This is a genomic window from Rothia nasimurium (genome assembly GCF_928392795.1).
GTDB classification, from domain to species: domain Bacteria; phylum Actinomycetota; class Actinomycetes; order Actinomycetales; family Micrococcaceae; genus Rothia; species Rothia nasimurium_F.
Map to the genome: position 1 here is coordinate 35,205 of NZ_CAKMTJ010000012.1, position 13,407 is coordinate 48,611.

General features: G+C 62.4%; 11 protein-coding genes and 1 pseudogene. 8 read left to right on the forward strand and 4 right to left on the reverse strand.

The genetic code is table 11. From position 1 onward, the window contains the following. Positions 1 to 17: 17 nt before the first annotated feature. The gene (locus L6963_RS11250; protein WP_237207096.1) at positions 18 to 656 is read right to left on the reverse strand and encodes a TIGR03085 family metal-binding protein; all 639 of its coding nucleotides are present in this window, start codon (positions 654 to 656) and stop codon (positions 18 to 20) included. A 152-nt stretch (positions 657 to 808) separates the two neighbouring features. Here L6963_RS11250 and L6963_RS11255 point away from each other — a divergent pair, with 152 nt between their 5' ends. Genes L6963_RS11255 through L6963_RS11270 form a run of 4 tightly spaced genes read left to right on the forward strand, consistent with a single transcriptional unit; the run spans position 809 to position 4,277 of the window. Next, positions 809 to 1,600 (forward strand): lytic transglycosylase domain-containing protein, encoded by a 792-nt coding sequence (locus L6963_RS11255; protein WP_237207095.1) that lies wholly within the window; start codon positions 809 to 811, stop codon positions 1,598 to 1,600. A gap of 54 nt (positions 1,601 to 1,654) precedes the next feature. Further along, the gene (gene hisI, locus L6963_RS11260; RefSeq protein ID WP_237207094.1) at positions 1,655 to 2,050 is read left to right on the forward strand and encodes a phosphoribosyl-AMP cyclohydrolase; all 396 of its coding nucleotides are present in this window, start codon (positions 1,655 to 1,657) and stop codon (positions 2,048 to 2,050) included. 31 nt (positions 2,051 to 2,081) lie between these two features. After that, a complete protein-coding gene (locus tag L6963_RS11265; RefSeq protein WP_237207093.1) occupies positions 2,082 to 3,650 on the forward strand; it encodes an anthranilate synthase component I in 1,569 nt (522 codons plus the stop codon). After that, complete coding sequence (locus L6963_RS11270) at positions 3,651 to 4,277, forward strand: Trp biosynthesis-associated membrane protein (protein WP_237207092.1); 627 nt, start codon at positions 3,651 to 3,653, stop codon at positions 4,275 to 4,277. On the opposite strand, the gene hutC is transcribed toward L6963_RS11270, so the two are convergent. After that, complete coding sequence (gene hutC, locus L6963_RS11275) at positions 4,274 to 5,020, reverse strand: histidine utilization repressor (RefSeq protein ID WP_237207091.1); 747 nt, start codon at positions 5,018 to 5,020, stop codon at positions 4,274 to 4,276. The genes L6963_RS11270 and hutC overlap by 4 nt on opposite strands. Positions 5,021 to 5,167: 147 nt before the next feature. Between hutC and hutU the strand changes: the two genes are divergently transcribed. Genes hutU through hutH form a run of 4 tightly spaced genes read left to right on the forward strand, consistent with a single transcriptional unit; the run spans position 5,168 to position 10,604 of the window. Then, positions 5,168 to 6,832: a urocanate hydratase gene (gene hutU / locus L6963_RS11280; protein WP_237207090.1), complete on the forward strand. Its 1,665-nt coding sequence runs from the start codon at positions 5,168 to 5,170 to the stop codon at positions 6,830 to 6,832. Positions 6,833 to 6,834: 2 nt separating this feature from the next. After that, the gene (hutI, locus tag L6963_RS11285; RefSeq protein WP_237207089.1) at positions 6,835 to 8,025 is read left to right on the forward strand and encodes an imidazolonepropionase; all 1,191 of its coding nucleotides are present in this window, start codon (positions 6,835 to 6,837) and stop codon (positions 8,023 to 8,025) included. Then, the gene (hutG, locus tag L6963_RS11290) at positions 8,025 to 9,032 is read left to right on the forward strand and encodes a formimidoylglutamase (RefSeq protein ID WP_237207088.1); all 1,008 of its coding nucleotides are present in this window, start codon (positions 8,025 to 8,027) and stop codon (positions 9,030 to 9,032) included. The genes hutI and hutG overlap by 1 nt, the downstream gene beginning before the upstream one ends. Positions 9,033 to 9,062: 30 nt before the next feature. Next, positions 9,063 to 10,604, forward strand: coding sequence for a histidine ammonia-lyase (hutH, locus tag L6963_RS11295; RefSeq protein ID WP_237207087.1), 1,542 nt, complete (start codon positions 9,063 to 9,065; stop codon positions 10,602 to 10,604). Between the two features lie 1,052 nt (positions 10,605 to 11,656). Here the strand turns inward: hutH and L6963_RS11300 are convergent. Both L6963_RS11300 and L6963_RS11305 read right to left on the reverse strand, forming a co-directional pair. Continuing rightward, positions 11,657 to 12,244, reverse strand: coding sequence for a hypothetical protein (locus tag L6963_RS11300; protein ID WP_237195764.1), 588 nt, complete (start codon positions 12,242 to 12,244; stop codon positions 11,657 to 11,659). Positions 12,245 to 13,206: 962 nt separating this feature from the next. Further along, positions 13,207 to 13,407 (reverse strand): annotated as a pseudogene (locus L6963_RS11305) (IS256 family transposase); the annotation flags it as partial.

The window sequence follows — 13,407 nt, forward strand, 5'->3', positions numbered from 1 at the left end:
CGCGCCACAACCGGCCCTTAGCTCACCTCAACCCGGGCCGCAGCCTCGCGCCCGAAGAGGTAGAGCACCAGTTCGCCCGGCTCGCCGGTCAGCACTGTTGCCACCCGGCCAGCAGGCGGGGCGATCACGGTATGAACAGCGGGGGAGTAGCCCGGCGCTTCCAACACCAGCCCGTCAGGGTACTTCTTCCCGGCCATCATACGGGCCCTCGCCCTCAGCACCTGCCACATCTTCTCCTGCACGCCTTCGGCCAGGACGCGCGGGGGCAGCTGCTCGCCGTCAGTCAGGGAGGCGCGGCGGACGTCCTCGGTATGCACAAAATACTCAATCAGGTTCATGGCCTCGTCCAGGCTGGGAAAGTGCGAGCGCATGTGCAGGTAACCCGGCAGGGTCTCAAAGTCGCGGAGGGCCTTCTCGTAGCGGCGCTGGCCGGTCAGTTCATCGGCTAGCTGGTTGGTGGCGCGTTCGGTGCGGGCTCCCAGCGGGCCTCCCATGACCCCGGCTGCCAGGGTGGGCTTGGACTCGCGCAGCAGCAGGTGGGCTGCCAGGTGGCGGGTTTCCCAGCCCTCACAGAGAGTGGGGGCGGACGGCCCCGCCGCAGCGAGAGCATCAAGTAGGGCGGTGCGTTCTGAGGTAACAAGGGCAGAAGAAGTCATACGCCCAGTCTAAACCCGAAGCCGGACCAGAGAGCGAGCCAGGGCAACTGTCGAGACAGGTTACGGCTTGCAGGAAACACTCAGCGTCCGCCCACTCCGTCTTGACCCACAGCCGCTAGGCTTTCACCAGAACCCAACCCCTGAAAGGTCGTATGACGATTTCCGCTAGAGCGCGCCTGACCCCCTTCCTGGCTCTCGCCGCTCTTACCGTGAGCGGATGTTCCGCTAGCTACCAGGGAGCATCACGCGAGAACTTGCCCACCACACTCCCTGCCGCGCCCGAGCAGGTGCTGCCGGCGTCCGCGCAACAGAGCGTAACAGAGCAGACCCCTATCGCCGAGCTGGCTGACAGCTCCTGGCTCGATGCCACCGCAGATGCGACCGATATTCCCCGGCGGGTGCTGGCGGCGTATGCGGGGGCGTCCTTGCGCGTGGCGCAGACCTACCCGGAGTGCAGGTTGGGCTGGAACACCATTGCGGGCATCGGCGCGGTGGAAACCCTGCACGGCACCTACCGGGGTGCCAGCACTGATCAGAGTGGCCAGGTAACCCCCAAAATTTTCGGCCCGGCCCTCGACGGGTCCGAAGGGGTGATGGCGGTTGAAGACTCCGACGGCGGGCAGCTCGATGACGACACTCAGTGGGACCGGGCGGTGGGGCCGCTCCAGTTCATCCCCTCCACCTGGGATTACATCGGGCAGGACGGCAACGCCGACGGTAAGCGCGACCCCCACCAAATTGATGATGCGGCTCTGACCACTGCCGTCTACCTCTGCCAGGGGCAGCGCGACACCAGCACCGACGAGGGCTGGCAGCGCGGAGTGCTGGCCTACAACCGGTCGGTGGTCTACGCCAACCAGGTAGCTCACCACGCAGAAACCTACCGGCAGGCTGCCCCACCCAGCGCAGGCACCAGCCCTACAAGCAGCAGCCCCAGCCCGTAGCCAGATGCTGAGAGCTGCCCCAGCCCCGCTACCACCATCAGCTAGGATGGAAAGGTGAGTACACCAGCACCCAGCGCCACCGAGGGCGTTTCACTGCCCGCCGATATCGCCGCCCGCCTCAAACGCGATGAGCACGGCTTATTCGCTGCCATCATCCAGCAGTACGACACCCGCGACGTGCTCATGCTCGGCTGGATGAACGACGAAGCCCTGCGCCGCACCCTCACCGAAGGGCGGGTCACCTTCTGGTCCCGCTCCCGCCAGGAATACTGGCGCAAGGGCGACACCAGCGGCCACTACCAGTACGTCAAAAGCGTCAGCATCGACTGCGACGGCGACGCCCTACTTATTGAGGCAGACCAGGTAGGCGCAGCCTGCCACACCGGAACCACCACCTGCTTCGAAGCCGGCGGGCAGCTGCCCGCCGCAACCGGCGTCCGCCCCGAATAGCACCCCAGACACACCACAACCAGAGGACACCATGCACGACTTGGGAATCGTAGAACCGACCCTAGAAGAGTTCCGTGAACTAGCGACCAGCCGCCGCGTCATCCCCGTGCGCGTCAAGGTTCTCGCAGACGCCATGACCCCCATCGGCATCTACCGTGCACTGGTTGCTGCCGACGGGGTGCCCGCCCCCGGCACGTTCCTACTGGAATCAGCCAACGAGCAGAAGCAGTGGTCCCGCTACTCCTTTATCGGGGCCTCAAGCCGCTCAACCCTCACCACCAAGAACGGGCAGATCGTGTGGCAGGGGCTCACCCCCTCCGGCGCACCCACCGAGGGCGACCCCGTTGAGGCTATCCGTGAGACCCTCGAAATGCTGCATACCGAGCCCCTCGATAACCTGCCCCCTCTCACCAGCGGCCTGGTCGGCTACATGGGCTGGGACGTGGTGCGCCACTGGGAGAAACTGCCCGGCGGACCAGCGGACGACGTCAACCTGCCCGAATTCGCCCTCAACATCGTCTCAGACATGGCAGTGCACGATAACGCCGACGGCACCGTCACCCTGATTGCCAACGCCATCAACTTCAACGGCACCGACGAAAACATCGACGCGGCCTACGCCGACGCCCTCTCCCGCGTCTACGCCATGATGGACAAGCTGGCCCAGCCCGCCCCCGACTCCGTCTCAACCCTCACCGGCACGGCAAACGTCGAAGCAAAAGTCGCCCAGGTCAAGCACACCTGGGCTGAGCAGGGCTTCTTGGATGCTATCGATAAGTCCAAGAAAAACATCCTGGACGGTGACGTTTTCCAGATCGTCATCTCCCGCCGCTTTGAGGCCGAGAACCGCGCCAGCGCCCTGGACGTCTACCGGGTACTGCGCCAGTCCAACCCCTCGCCCTACATGTACCTCTTCAACTTCGAGTCCACGGTCGATGGCGAGCCCTTCCAGATTGTCGGCTCCTCACCCGAAGCCCTGGTCACCCTCAAAAACGGCACCGCCACCACCCACCCCATTGCCGGGTCCCGTCCGCGCGGTGCCACCCGCGAAGAAGACCTAGCCCTGGCTGAAGAACTGCTGGCGGACGAGAAGGAACGCTCCGAGCACCTCATGCTCATCGACCTGGCCCGCAACGACCTCTCCCGCATCGCGGTACCCGGTTCTGTCAACGTCACCCAGTTCATGGAAATCGAGCGCTTCAGCCACATCATGCACATCTCATCCGAGGTGCAGGCCCAGCTAGCCGAGGGCATGAACGCCTACGACGTGCTGCGCGTAGCCTTCCCCGCAGGCACCCTCTCGGGCGCGCCCAAGCCCCGCGCCATGCAGCTACTCGACGAGTACGAGGTGAGCGCTCGCGGCGTCTACGGTGGCGTGTGCGGCTACTTCGATTTTGCGGGCAACATGGACATGGCCATTGCCATCCGCACCGCCGTGCTCAAGAGCGGACGCGCCTACGTGCAGGCAGGAGCCGGTATCGTCATGGACTCCGTGCCCGCCTCCGAGGCCCAGGAGACCGTGAACAAGGCGGCAGCGCCCCTGCGCGCTGTGCTCACCGCATCAGGTCTGGCCCCTCTGTCAACCGAGGTGATCGACTAAATGGGCGAGAATCAGGCTCTGCCTGCTGAAGCTGCACGTGTGCGCCCGGTGCCGGGTTGGGCTAAACCTGCCCGCGTGATGCTGGGGGCCATGGCGGTTTCTGCTGCCGCCTTCCTAACCACCCTGCCCACCTGGATTCGGGCCGAGGTCAGCACGGTCGTGGCGACCTCCACCCTGGACATTTCCGGTGCGGACGCTGGCCCCACCGTCTCTGCCCTGGCCCTGGTTGCCCTGGTGGCGTCGGTTGCCCTGCGGATTGCCGGGCCTAAGCTCCGCAAGGTACTGGCCCTCTTGCTGGTGGGCGTGGGGCTGGGTCTGGCGGTAGCTGCCTTTGGCGTGAACGCCGACCCGCAGGCTGCCTCTATGGCCCAGGTCAGTGCGATGACCGGTACTAACGCCCCGGCTAACTCCTACGCTGTGACCGTCATGCCCCTGCTGGCGACCGTGTGCGGTGTGCTGGTTGCCCTGGCCGGTGTGTGGGCCTTTGTTGCTACCTCCCACTGGAAGACCGGGCGCAAGTACGACCGGTCAGCTGCCCGGGCTGCCCGCGTGGCTTCTGCCGAAGAAACGGACGAAATCGACGCCTGGGACTCCCTGAGCGAGGGCAAGGACCCCACACAAGACTAGCTGCCAAAAGACCCTTCGAGTCTGCTGCGGGAGCCGGGGTGCAGCAGCACTACCTGGCTGATGAGTTCATCGCCCGACCAGGTGCTGCGCAGTAGGCGCAGGCAGGGGTCGGCCGGGGTGATGTGCAGGTCGGACGCCTGGGTGCTGGTGGGTAGCACAGCCTCAACGGTGTGCGTACCCCGGGTAATAGGGGAGCACTGCCCCAGGTAAAAGTTGGGGGTAATCCTGGTGAAGTCCTGCTCTAGATAGTTGGGTATGGCTACGGCGTTGACGTAGCGTTCTTCGCGCTGGATGGGCAGCCCGTCGTCGTAGTGGACCAGCACGCTGTGGAAGACCCTCTCGCCCAGCTCTGGGGCTAGGCGGCGCTGGGCCTGGGCTGCCGGTATCTCTTCGAGGGTGAGTACTGTGCTGCTGTGGGTGTGGCCGCGTTCGGTGATTTCATCGGCAATGTTGCGCACCTCAAAGAGGGCAGAAGATTTTTTGTGCTCTGCCACGAAGGTGCCCACACCGCGGGTGCGCACCAGCAGACCCTCCAGCGTCATTTCGCGGATTGCGCGGTTAACCGTCATACGGGAGAGCCCCAGGGCGCTGGCTATTTCGTTTTCTGAGGGGATGGTTTCACCTGCGTCCCAGTGCCCGCCGGTGATTTGCTCGGTGATGATGGTTTTGAGGAGCTGGTAGGCGGGGGCCTTGCTGTCTTTGTGGTCAGCGAACTGCTGGGACAAGTCGGTAATTTTTTCCACGCCTACTCCATTGACAACCAGTTGTATATACAAGAAGATAGGTGTGTGACCCTCTTCATCTTTCAACTGTACCGCCCCGGCGCGGTCAGGCAAAAGTAAAGAACCAGAAGCTGGGCAAAGCAGACCATCATGTACAAAGGAGTAGACATGACAACCAGCGGCCCCCGCCCCGTCCGTGCCCCTCGCGGCTCCGAACTCAACACCCTTGGCTGGCAGCAGGAAGGCGCCCTGCGTATGCTCATGAACAACCTCGACCCCGAGGTAGCCGAGCACCCCGATAACCTGGTGGTCTATGGCGGCACCGGCCGCGCAGCCCGCTCCTGGGAAGCCTTTGACGCTATCGTCGCCACCCTCAAGACCCTCAAGAGCGATGAGACCATGCTGGTGCAGTCCGGCAAGCCCGTGGGTGTCTTCCGCACCAACGAATGGGCCCCGCGCGTGCTGCTGGCTAACTCCAACCTGGTGGGCGACTGGGCTAACTGGGAGCACTTCCGCAAGCTCGAAGCCGAAGGCCTGATGATGTACGGTCAGATGACCGCGGGCTCCTGGATCTACATCGGCACTCAGGGCATTCTGCAGGGCACCTACGAGACCTTCGGTGCGGTAGCCCGCAAGCGCTTTGGCGGCACCCTGGCCGGAACCATTACCCTGACTGCCGGCCTTGGCGGTATGGGCGGTGCCCAGCCCCTGGCTGTGACCATGAACGAGGGCGTGGCTATCTGCGTGGACGTTGATGAGTCCCGCGTTGACCGCCGCATCGACCACAAGTACCTGGACATCAAGGCCCGCGACCTCGACCACGCCCTAGAGCTCGCCATCGAGGCCCGCGACGCCAAGAAGCCCCTGTCCATCGGCGTCGTCGGCAATGCCGCCGAGATCTTCCCCGAGCTACTGCGCCACAAGGCCCCCATCGACATCGTCACCGACCAGACCAGCGCCCACGACCCGCTCAGCTACCTGCCCACCGAGGTCACCTTCGAGGACTGGAAGGCAGAAGCCGCCCGCGACCCCGAGCTCTTCACCAAGCGCTCCCGCGAGGCAATGGCAGCCCACGTTGAGGCAATGGTTGGCTTTATGGACGCCGGCGCCGAGGTCTTCGACTACGGCAACTCCATCCGCGACGAGGCCCGCAAGGCAGGCTACCAGCGCGCCTTTGACTTCCCCGGCTTCGTGCCCGCCTACATCCGCCCCCTCTTCGAAGAGGGTCTGGGCCCCTTCCGCTGGTGCGCCCTCTCTGGCGACCCCGAAGACATCAAGAAGACCGACCAGGCGATTCTCGAACTCTTCCCCGAGAACGAGCACCTCAAGCGCTGGATCACCATGGCCGGTGAAAAGGTCGCCTACGAGGGCCTGCCCGCCCGTATCTGCTGGCTGGGCTACGGTGAGCGCCACAAGGCAGGTCTCAAGTTCAACGAGATGGTAGCAAACGGTGAGCTCTCTGCCCCCATCGCTATTGGCCGTGACCACCTGGATTCCGGTTCGGTTGCCTCCCCCTACCGCGAAACCGAGGGCATGAAGGACGGCACCGACGCGGTCGCTGACTGGCCCCTGCTCAACGCCCTGGTCAATACCTCATCGGGTGCCTCTTGGGTCTCCATTCACCACGGTGGCGGCGTAGGTATGGGCCGCTCTATCCATGCGGGCCAGGTCTGCATCGCAGACGGCTCTGAGTTAGCTGCTGCCAAGCTGGAGCGGGTGCTGACCAACGACCCCGGCATGGGCGTGATTCGCCATGCGGACGCCGGCTACGAGTACGCCCAGCAGGTTGCGGCTGAGCGCGGGGTTCGTATTCCCATGCAGGAAAACCGCTAGCCATGACCAGCCGTCTCTTTACCAACATCGGGTCGCTGGTCACCAACGACCCCGCTCTGGACCGCGGGCCCCTGGGCGTGCTCGAGAATGCCGCCTTCGTGGTGGAGCAGGGCCGCATCACCTGGGTTGGTGCAGCCAGCCAGGCACCGGTGTCCGACCGCTGCCTAGATATGGGCGGGCGTGCCGTGCTGCCGGGCTTCGTGGAATCCCACTCCCACCTAGTCTTTGCCGGGGACCGCTCGCACGAGTTTGCCGCTCGCATGGAGGGCAAACCGTATGAGGCCGGTGGCATCCGCACCACCATCGAGGCCACCCGGGCCGCCAGCGCAGCGGAGCTGGAACTCAATACCCGCTCGCTCATGCAGGAGTACGCCCGGGCCGGGGCGACCACGATTGAGGTAAAGACCGGCTACGGCCAGTCAGCCGAGTCTGAGCTGAAGTCGGTGCAGGTCGCCGCTGCCTGCACCGACGAGGTCACCCTGCTCGCTGCCCACGTGGCTCCGCCGGAGTACCGGGATAAGCAGGACGAATATGTTCAGATGGTGGTAGACACCATGATTCCCAAGTGTGCCCCCTACGCCTCCTGGATTGATGTTTTCTGTGAACGCGGGGCCTTTAGCGAGGACGAGTCGCGGGCAGTTCTTCAGGCAGGTATAGCTGCCGGTTTGAAGGCTCGCGTGCACGGCAACCAGCTGACCTACGGGGCCGGTGTGCAGCTGGCAGTGGAGCTTGGAGCCGCCAGTGTGGATCACGTGGTCTACTTGTCGGACGCGGACGTTGACGCCCTGGCTAATAGCTCTACGGTGGCTACGGTTCTCCCCGGGGCCGACTTTTCTACCCGGGGTGACTACCCCAACGCCCGCCGCCTGCTGGATGCCGGGGCTACCGTGGCTCTGGGGGCTGACTGCAACCCCGGCACCTCCTTCACCACCTCCATTCCCTTCTGCATCGCTCTGGCCGTGCGCGATCTGCACATGAGCCCGGATGAAGCTGTGTGGGCGGCAACCGCCGGGGGAGCGGCAGCCCTGGGGCGCACCGACATCGGTGCCCTGACCGTGGGTGCCCGCGCCGACGTCCTTGCCTTGGACGCCCCCAACCACCTGCACCTGGCCTACCGCCCCGGCGTGCCCCTGGTCGCCGGCGTCTGGAAGGACGGGCAAACCGTCGTACCCCTGCACGAGGAGGACATCTAGTGATACAGGCTTTTACCGACCGGCAGGCCCCGACCTGGAGCGGACGCGACGACGGCCCCGGTGCCGAGCACCGCAGACTCTTCCAGACGGTGCAGCCGCTTGCCCAGCTGACCCAGCGCCCGGACGCGGTCTTCGTCGGCTTTGCCTCCGACGAGGGGGTCCGCCGCAACCAGGGGCGCACCGGCGCAGCCGAAGGGCCCACCGCCCTGCGCTCAGCCCTGGGAACCCTAGCCCTGGCTCAGGGAACCACCGGTAACCGCCGCACCGACCTAGTCCTGGGCGACGCCGGTGACGTCGTCGTCACCAACCGCGACCTCGTCGGCGGCCACCGCAGGCTCTCAGAAGCCGTCACCGCCACCATCGACGAAGGCTCCCTGCCCGTGGTACTCGGTGGCGGGCACGAAGTCGCCTACGGCACCTACCTGGGGCTAGCGGCGTCCGCCCGCAGAAAAAACCATCGGGGGCAGGGCAGAGCCGCACGTATCGGCATCCTCAACCTCGACGCCCACTTCGACCTGCGCGAAGCGGACGAACCCACCAGCGGAACCCCCTTCAGCCAGGCGCTCGCCGACGAAGAATGGGCGGGCACCGAACTGACCTACGCGGTCGTGGGCATCTCTGAGGCAGCCAACACCCAGGTACTCTTCGACGCCGCAGACCGCGCCCGCGTGCACTACCTGCTCGATGAAGAAACCCACTGGGGCAACCTACAAGCCATCGACAAGTTCGTTGAGGTCTTCACCGCAAACGTCGACCTGATCTACCTGACCCTGGATCTAGACGTCCTGCCAGCGGCCGTTGCCCCCGGCGTCAGCGCCCCTGCCGCACTCGGCGTTGACCCAGCCATCATCAACCGCATCATGAGCAGGGTTGCTGCCTCGGGCAAGCTCGCCGCCTTCGACGTGGCCGAACTCAACCCCTCCCACGACATCGACGGACGCACCGCCAAAACAGCAGCCCGCCTGATCCACACCGTCCTGACCCGGCACACGCCTTTGCCGGAGTAGGGCATCTCTAAATTTTCAAAGGAGAAAACCATGACCACCACCGTCACCGTGGGCCTTGGGCCCGTGAGCTTCGCCGACCTGATCGCTGTTGCCCGCCACGGCGCAGCCGTCACCATCAGCGAAGAGGCCCTGGCTGAAATCGAAAAATCCAGCCAGCGCATCCGCGATTTGGCCAACTCAGACACCCCCGTCTACGGCGTCTCCACCGGCTTCGGTGCCCTGGCCAACAAGCACATTCCCCTGGAGATGCGCAAGGCCCTGCAGCGCGGCCTGATTCGCTCCCACGCAGCAGGATCTGGCCCCGAGGTTGAAACCGAGGTCATCCGCGCCCTTATGCTCCTGCGTCTGTCAACCCTGGCAACCGGCCGCACCGGCGTCCGCCCGGTCGTCGCCCAGGCCTACGCCGATATGCTGTCAGCCGGCCTGACCCCGGTAGTGCGCGAGTACGGTTCGCTGGGCTGCTCCGGCGACTTGGCGCCCCTGTCCCACTGCGCCCTGGCCATCATTGGTGAGGGCCAGGTACGGGACGCCGGCGGTCAGCTCTACGAGACCGCTGAGGCTTTTGAGAAGTTCGGGCTGACCCCGGTTGAACTGGCCGAGAAGGAGGGCCTGGCCCTCATCAACGGTACCGACGGTATGCTGGGTATGCTGGTGATGGCCCTGACCGACCTGGACGCCCTGGTCAAACTCGCTGACGTCGCTGCGGCCATGAGCGTTGAGGGTCTTGCCGGTACCGACCGCGTCTTTGCTCCCGAACTGCATGAGCTGCGACCCCACCCCGGCCAGGGGGCCGCTGCCGCCAATATGAAGAAGGTGCTGGAGGGTTCCGGCATTATCCAGCACCACGCTGAGAACGTGACCACCTACGTGCAGGACGCCTACTCCTTGCGCTGCGCACCCCAGGTTGCCGGTGCTGTGCGCGACACCATCGAACACGCCCGCACCGTTACCCTGCGCGAGCTGGCATCGGCGGTTGATAACCCCGTGGTGACCCTCGACGGCCGTGTGGAATCAAACGGTAACTTCCACGGCGCTCCGGTAGCCTACGTGCTGGACTTCCTGGCCATCGCAGTGGCCGATGCTGCCTCCATCTCGGAGCGCCGCACCGACCGCTTCCTCGATGTTGCCCGCAACCGCGGCCTGCCGCCCTTCCTAGCCGACGACCCCGGTGTGGACTCGGGCCACATGATCGCCCAGTACACCCAGGCCGCGATTGTCTCTGAGCTCAAGCGCCTGGCCGTACCTGCCTCGGCAGATTCCATTCCTTCGTCCGCCATGCAGGAGGATCACGTCTCCATGGGCTGGTCGGCTGCCCGCAAGCTGCGCAAGGCAGTGGACGGGCTCACCCGCGTCCTTGCCATCGAAATCCTCACAGCCGCCCGCGGCATCGACCTGCGCGCCCCGCAGACTCCCGCCCCGGCAACCGCCGCTGTGATTGAGCGCCTGCGCAAGGACGTTGCTGGCCCCGGCCCCGATCGCTTTCTCTCACCCGAAATCGAGCAGACCGTTCAGCTGGTCGCTAGCGGCGAACTGCTGGCGGCGGCTGAGAGTGTAGTGGGGAAGCTGTACTAGCAGGTTCTTGCCGGAACCTGTAGTGAGATGTGGCAAAGAGCCTCACTGCTCTTGAATCAATAAGTTTGTACCGCGGGGTGCCCAGAAATAATGTGAAAATGCATTGTTTCTGGGCACCCCGCGGTACAAAGTCTTGAACTGAAGCAGTAGAGACCTATGGGGTGGTGCTGTAAGAGTCTGCTGACAACTTGAACCCATAATTTTGCCCCTGGCAGATGATGAAAGTTCCATCATTGAGGCAAGAAGAACTCGATATGCTGATCGACTGACCGACTGGCAGCATTGGTGCATCACTATTTGACGGTTGGCCGTGGGAGACGTTAGGTTCGCCAGAAAAATTGTGTCTTGGATTTGGATTATCGTAGAAATGGATGCTCACTGAATCCGCTGCTGTGGTGCTACAGCCTGTACTGGTGCCGCTAGAACCTGTCCAAATCCTGCAGTGAGCAAAGCCCGTAGAAAATACAATATCTGTGTCCGGACGACCATTAGGGTCGGTATACACGGAGTTGGAGACTACGGGTACCCCTCCGGCGTTATAGACAGTCATTGCTTCTAGCCGGGTGCCGTTATTCGTGCAGGTGACTGAGCGTCCTTCTCTCCAAATGTCAGAATTACCTCTGGTATGACAGGCGAACCCTTGGATCTGATGGTGAGTGGCTCCGCCGTTTGCGAAGGCCGCGTTGAAGTCAGCGAAGATGGACTGTACCTGGTCGCAGTTGAGACCAGCCGCATTTTCGGCGACTACCAGAGTGGAAGCACCGGTATTTGAAGCCCCACACGAAGTGCCGGGAGCAACGCCTGAGGGAGCTAGTGAAGATGCTTCAGCCTCCGTGCCGCTATCTGCTTCCAGAGTCTGCTCGGAAGATGCAGACACTGCAGGGAGACTTGGTTCGGGTGACGCTGATGCTGTAACTGTCGTTACCTGAGGTTCAGGCTGAGCAGTGGGCTGCTGATTGACCGTAATACAACCAGTCATTAATAAAACTGATGAGGCCGATAGTGCAGCGAATTGAATAAATTTTTTCATTATTTAACCGATTAGCTAATGATTAGTGAAAAGTATGCCCATTTTGAGTAACAGTGAACCCCTGGTCACCAGAAACACAAGTAACTGAATCACCGTTGTTGATACAAGCGATATTTTTATAGTAGAAAGATTGACCTACTGGAAGTTGAACGAAACCTGGACGCGGTGATCGCTGTGCTAGTTCTCTGGTGCCCGGACCTGGTGTCGCATTGCCAAGAACTTGGAGTGCAATTCCAGCGGAAACAGGGTTTTTCCCATCAGGGTAATAGGTGCATCCGAAACCATAAGCGTCCACACCACCCATCGAGCAGTCAGCAAATGAAGTGCTGAAATCTGCGCCTAACCCGTATTCACCATCCACGTAGATCCTGGGATTTGCAACTGGGACTCCACCGAGACCAAATTGAGTCATTGCTTCCAGGCGAGTTCCGCCCTGAGTACAGGTTACGGAGCGGCCCTCTATTTCCACATCACCGGGTGAGCGGGTGTGGCAAGCGAACCCCTGAATCTGATGATGAGTGGCGCCGCCGTTTGCGAATGCCGCGTTGAAGTCAGCGAAGATGGACTGCACCTGGGCACAGTTCAGATTAGCTGCGTTTTCAGCAACCACGAGGGTTGTTCTACCAGTGTTGGAAGGCCCGCACGAAGTGCCGGGAGCGACACCTTCAGGCGCAGCGGGTTGAGGCGCTTGGGTCTGTGTAGCAGGTGCTGAGGTCGCTGTATCCTGAGGAGCTTCGGCTGAGCTAGCTTCAGTAGGTGCGGGGGAACTCGTCTCAGGTGTTACCACCACGGTGGTCACCTGCGGCGATGGCTCGTCGCTAGCCCTGTTGATGGTGACGCAGCCAGTGAGCGTTAGCGTTACAGCAGCCGCAATTGACAGGAATGATGCTTTATTTTTCATCGTTATCTTCTCGCTCAGCTTTCTATAGCGAATCGCCCGTCGGGCTAATCGAGAACCTGTACACACCGTTGTCGCAGGTGATCTGGTGCCCTTCGTTGAGACAGGCCATCCCGCTGTAGGTGAGCGTATATCCTGCAGGTAGGTAGATGGGAGAACTACCTTGGCTGGGGTAGGACCCACCAGTGGGAAGGTAGTGAGGCGGAGTGGACTGATCCATGACTAGTGGGTTAGAGGGTGGAGCTGTCTTAGTGCGTGTGCACGAAACAGTACTGTTAATTGGAATCATCGAACAGTATCCGAAGTCCGTTTCAAACCAGGCAATATCTTTAGCATCCGGTACTAGATACTCACTGGTAAACTCCACTGGTATCCCACCCAACGGGTGCACCGTCATCGCTTCAAGACGGTTACCAACCCGAATGCAGGTAACCGACCTGCCGCTTTTTTCAATTTCAGGATCCCTCAGAGCGGCACAGGAATACCCCTGAATCACATGGTGGGTACCGCCCTGGGCAAATGCTGCGTTGAAGTCAGCGAAGATGGACTGCACCTGGTCGCAGTTAAGGTTGGCGGCGTTTTCAGCAACAACAAGTGTTGATGCACCGGTATTGGAAGAGCCACAGGAAGTTCCCGGGGGACTGTCAGATTAACGGTGTAAACCCACAACAAATCTAGCGACCAGCCACCTGCGGCAACCGATCACCAAAAACAATAGCAAAAGCATTCAACGCCGGCTTCCACCGACTCATCCACCGCCGAGCACCAGCACCTGAAGGATCCAAAGACCGAACCGTCAAATACATAAACTTCAAAGCCGACTCCTCAGACACAAAATGCCCACGCGACCTGGCAGAACGCCGCAACCTAGCATT

Bases quoted from the DNA above. Each gene is read 5' to 3' on its own strand.
- hutH (WP_237207087.1), top strand. From the start codon at position 9,063: ATGACCACCACCGTCACCGTGGGCCTTGGGCCCGTGAGCTTCGCCGAC.
- L6963_RS11255 (WP_237207095.1), top strand. From the start codon at position 809: ATGACGATTTCCGCTAGAGCGCGCCTGACCCCCTTCCTGGCTCTCGCC.
- hutI (WP_237207089.1), top strand. From the start codon at position 6,835: ATGACCAGCCGTCTCTTTACCAACATCGGGTCGCTGGTCACCAACGAC.
- L6963_RS11265 (WP_237207093.1), top strand. From the start codon at position 2,082: ATGCACGACTTGGGAATCGTAGAACCGACCCTAGAAGAGTTCCGTGAA.
- hutU (WP_237207090.1), top strand. From the start codon at position 5,168: ATGACAACCAGCGGCCCCCGCCCCGTCCGTGCCCCTCGCGGCTCCGAA.
- L6963_RS11250 (WP_237207096.1), bottom strand. From the start codon at position 656: ATGACTTCTTCTGCCCTTGTTACCTCAGAACGCACCGCCCTACTTGAT.
- L6963_RS11270 (WP_237207092.1), top strand. From the start codon at position 3,651: ATGGGCGAGAATCAGGCTCTGCCTGCTGAAGCTGCACGTGTGCGCCCG.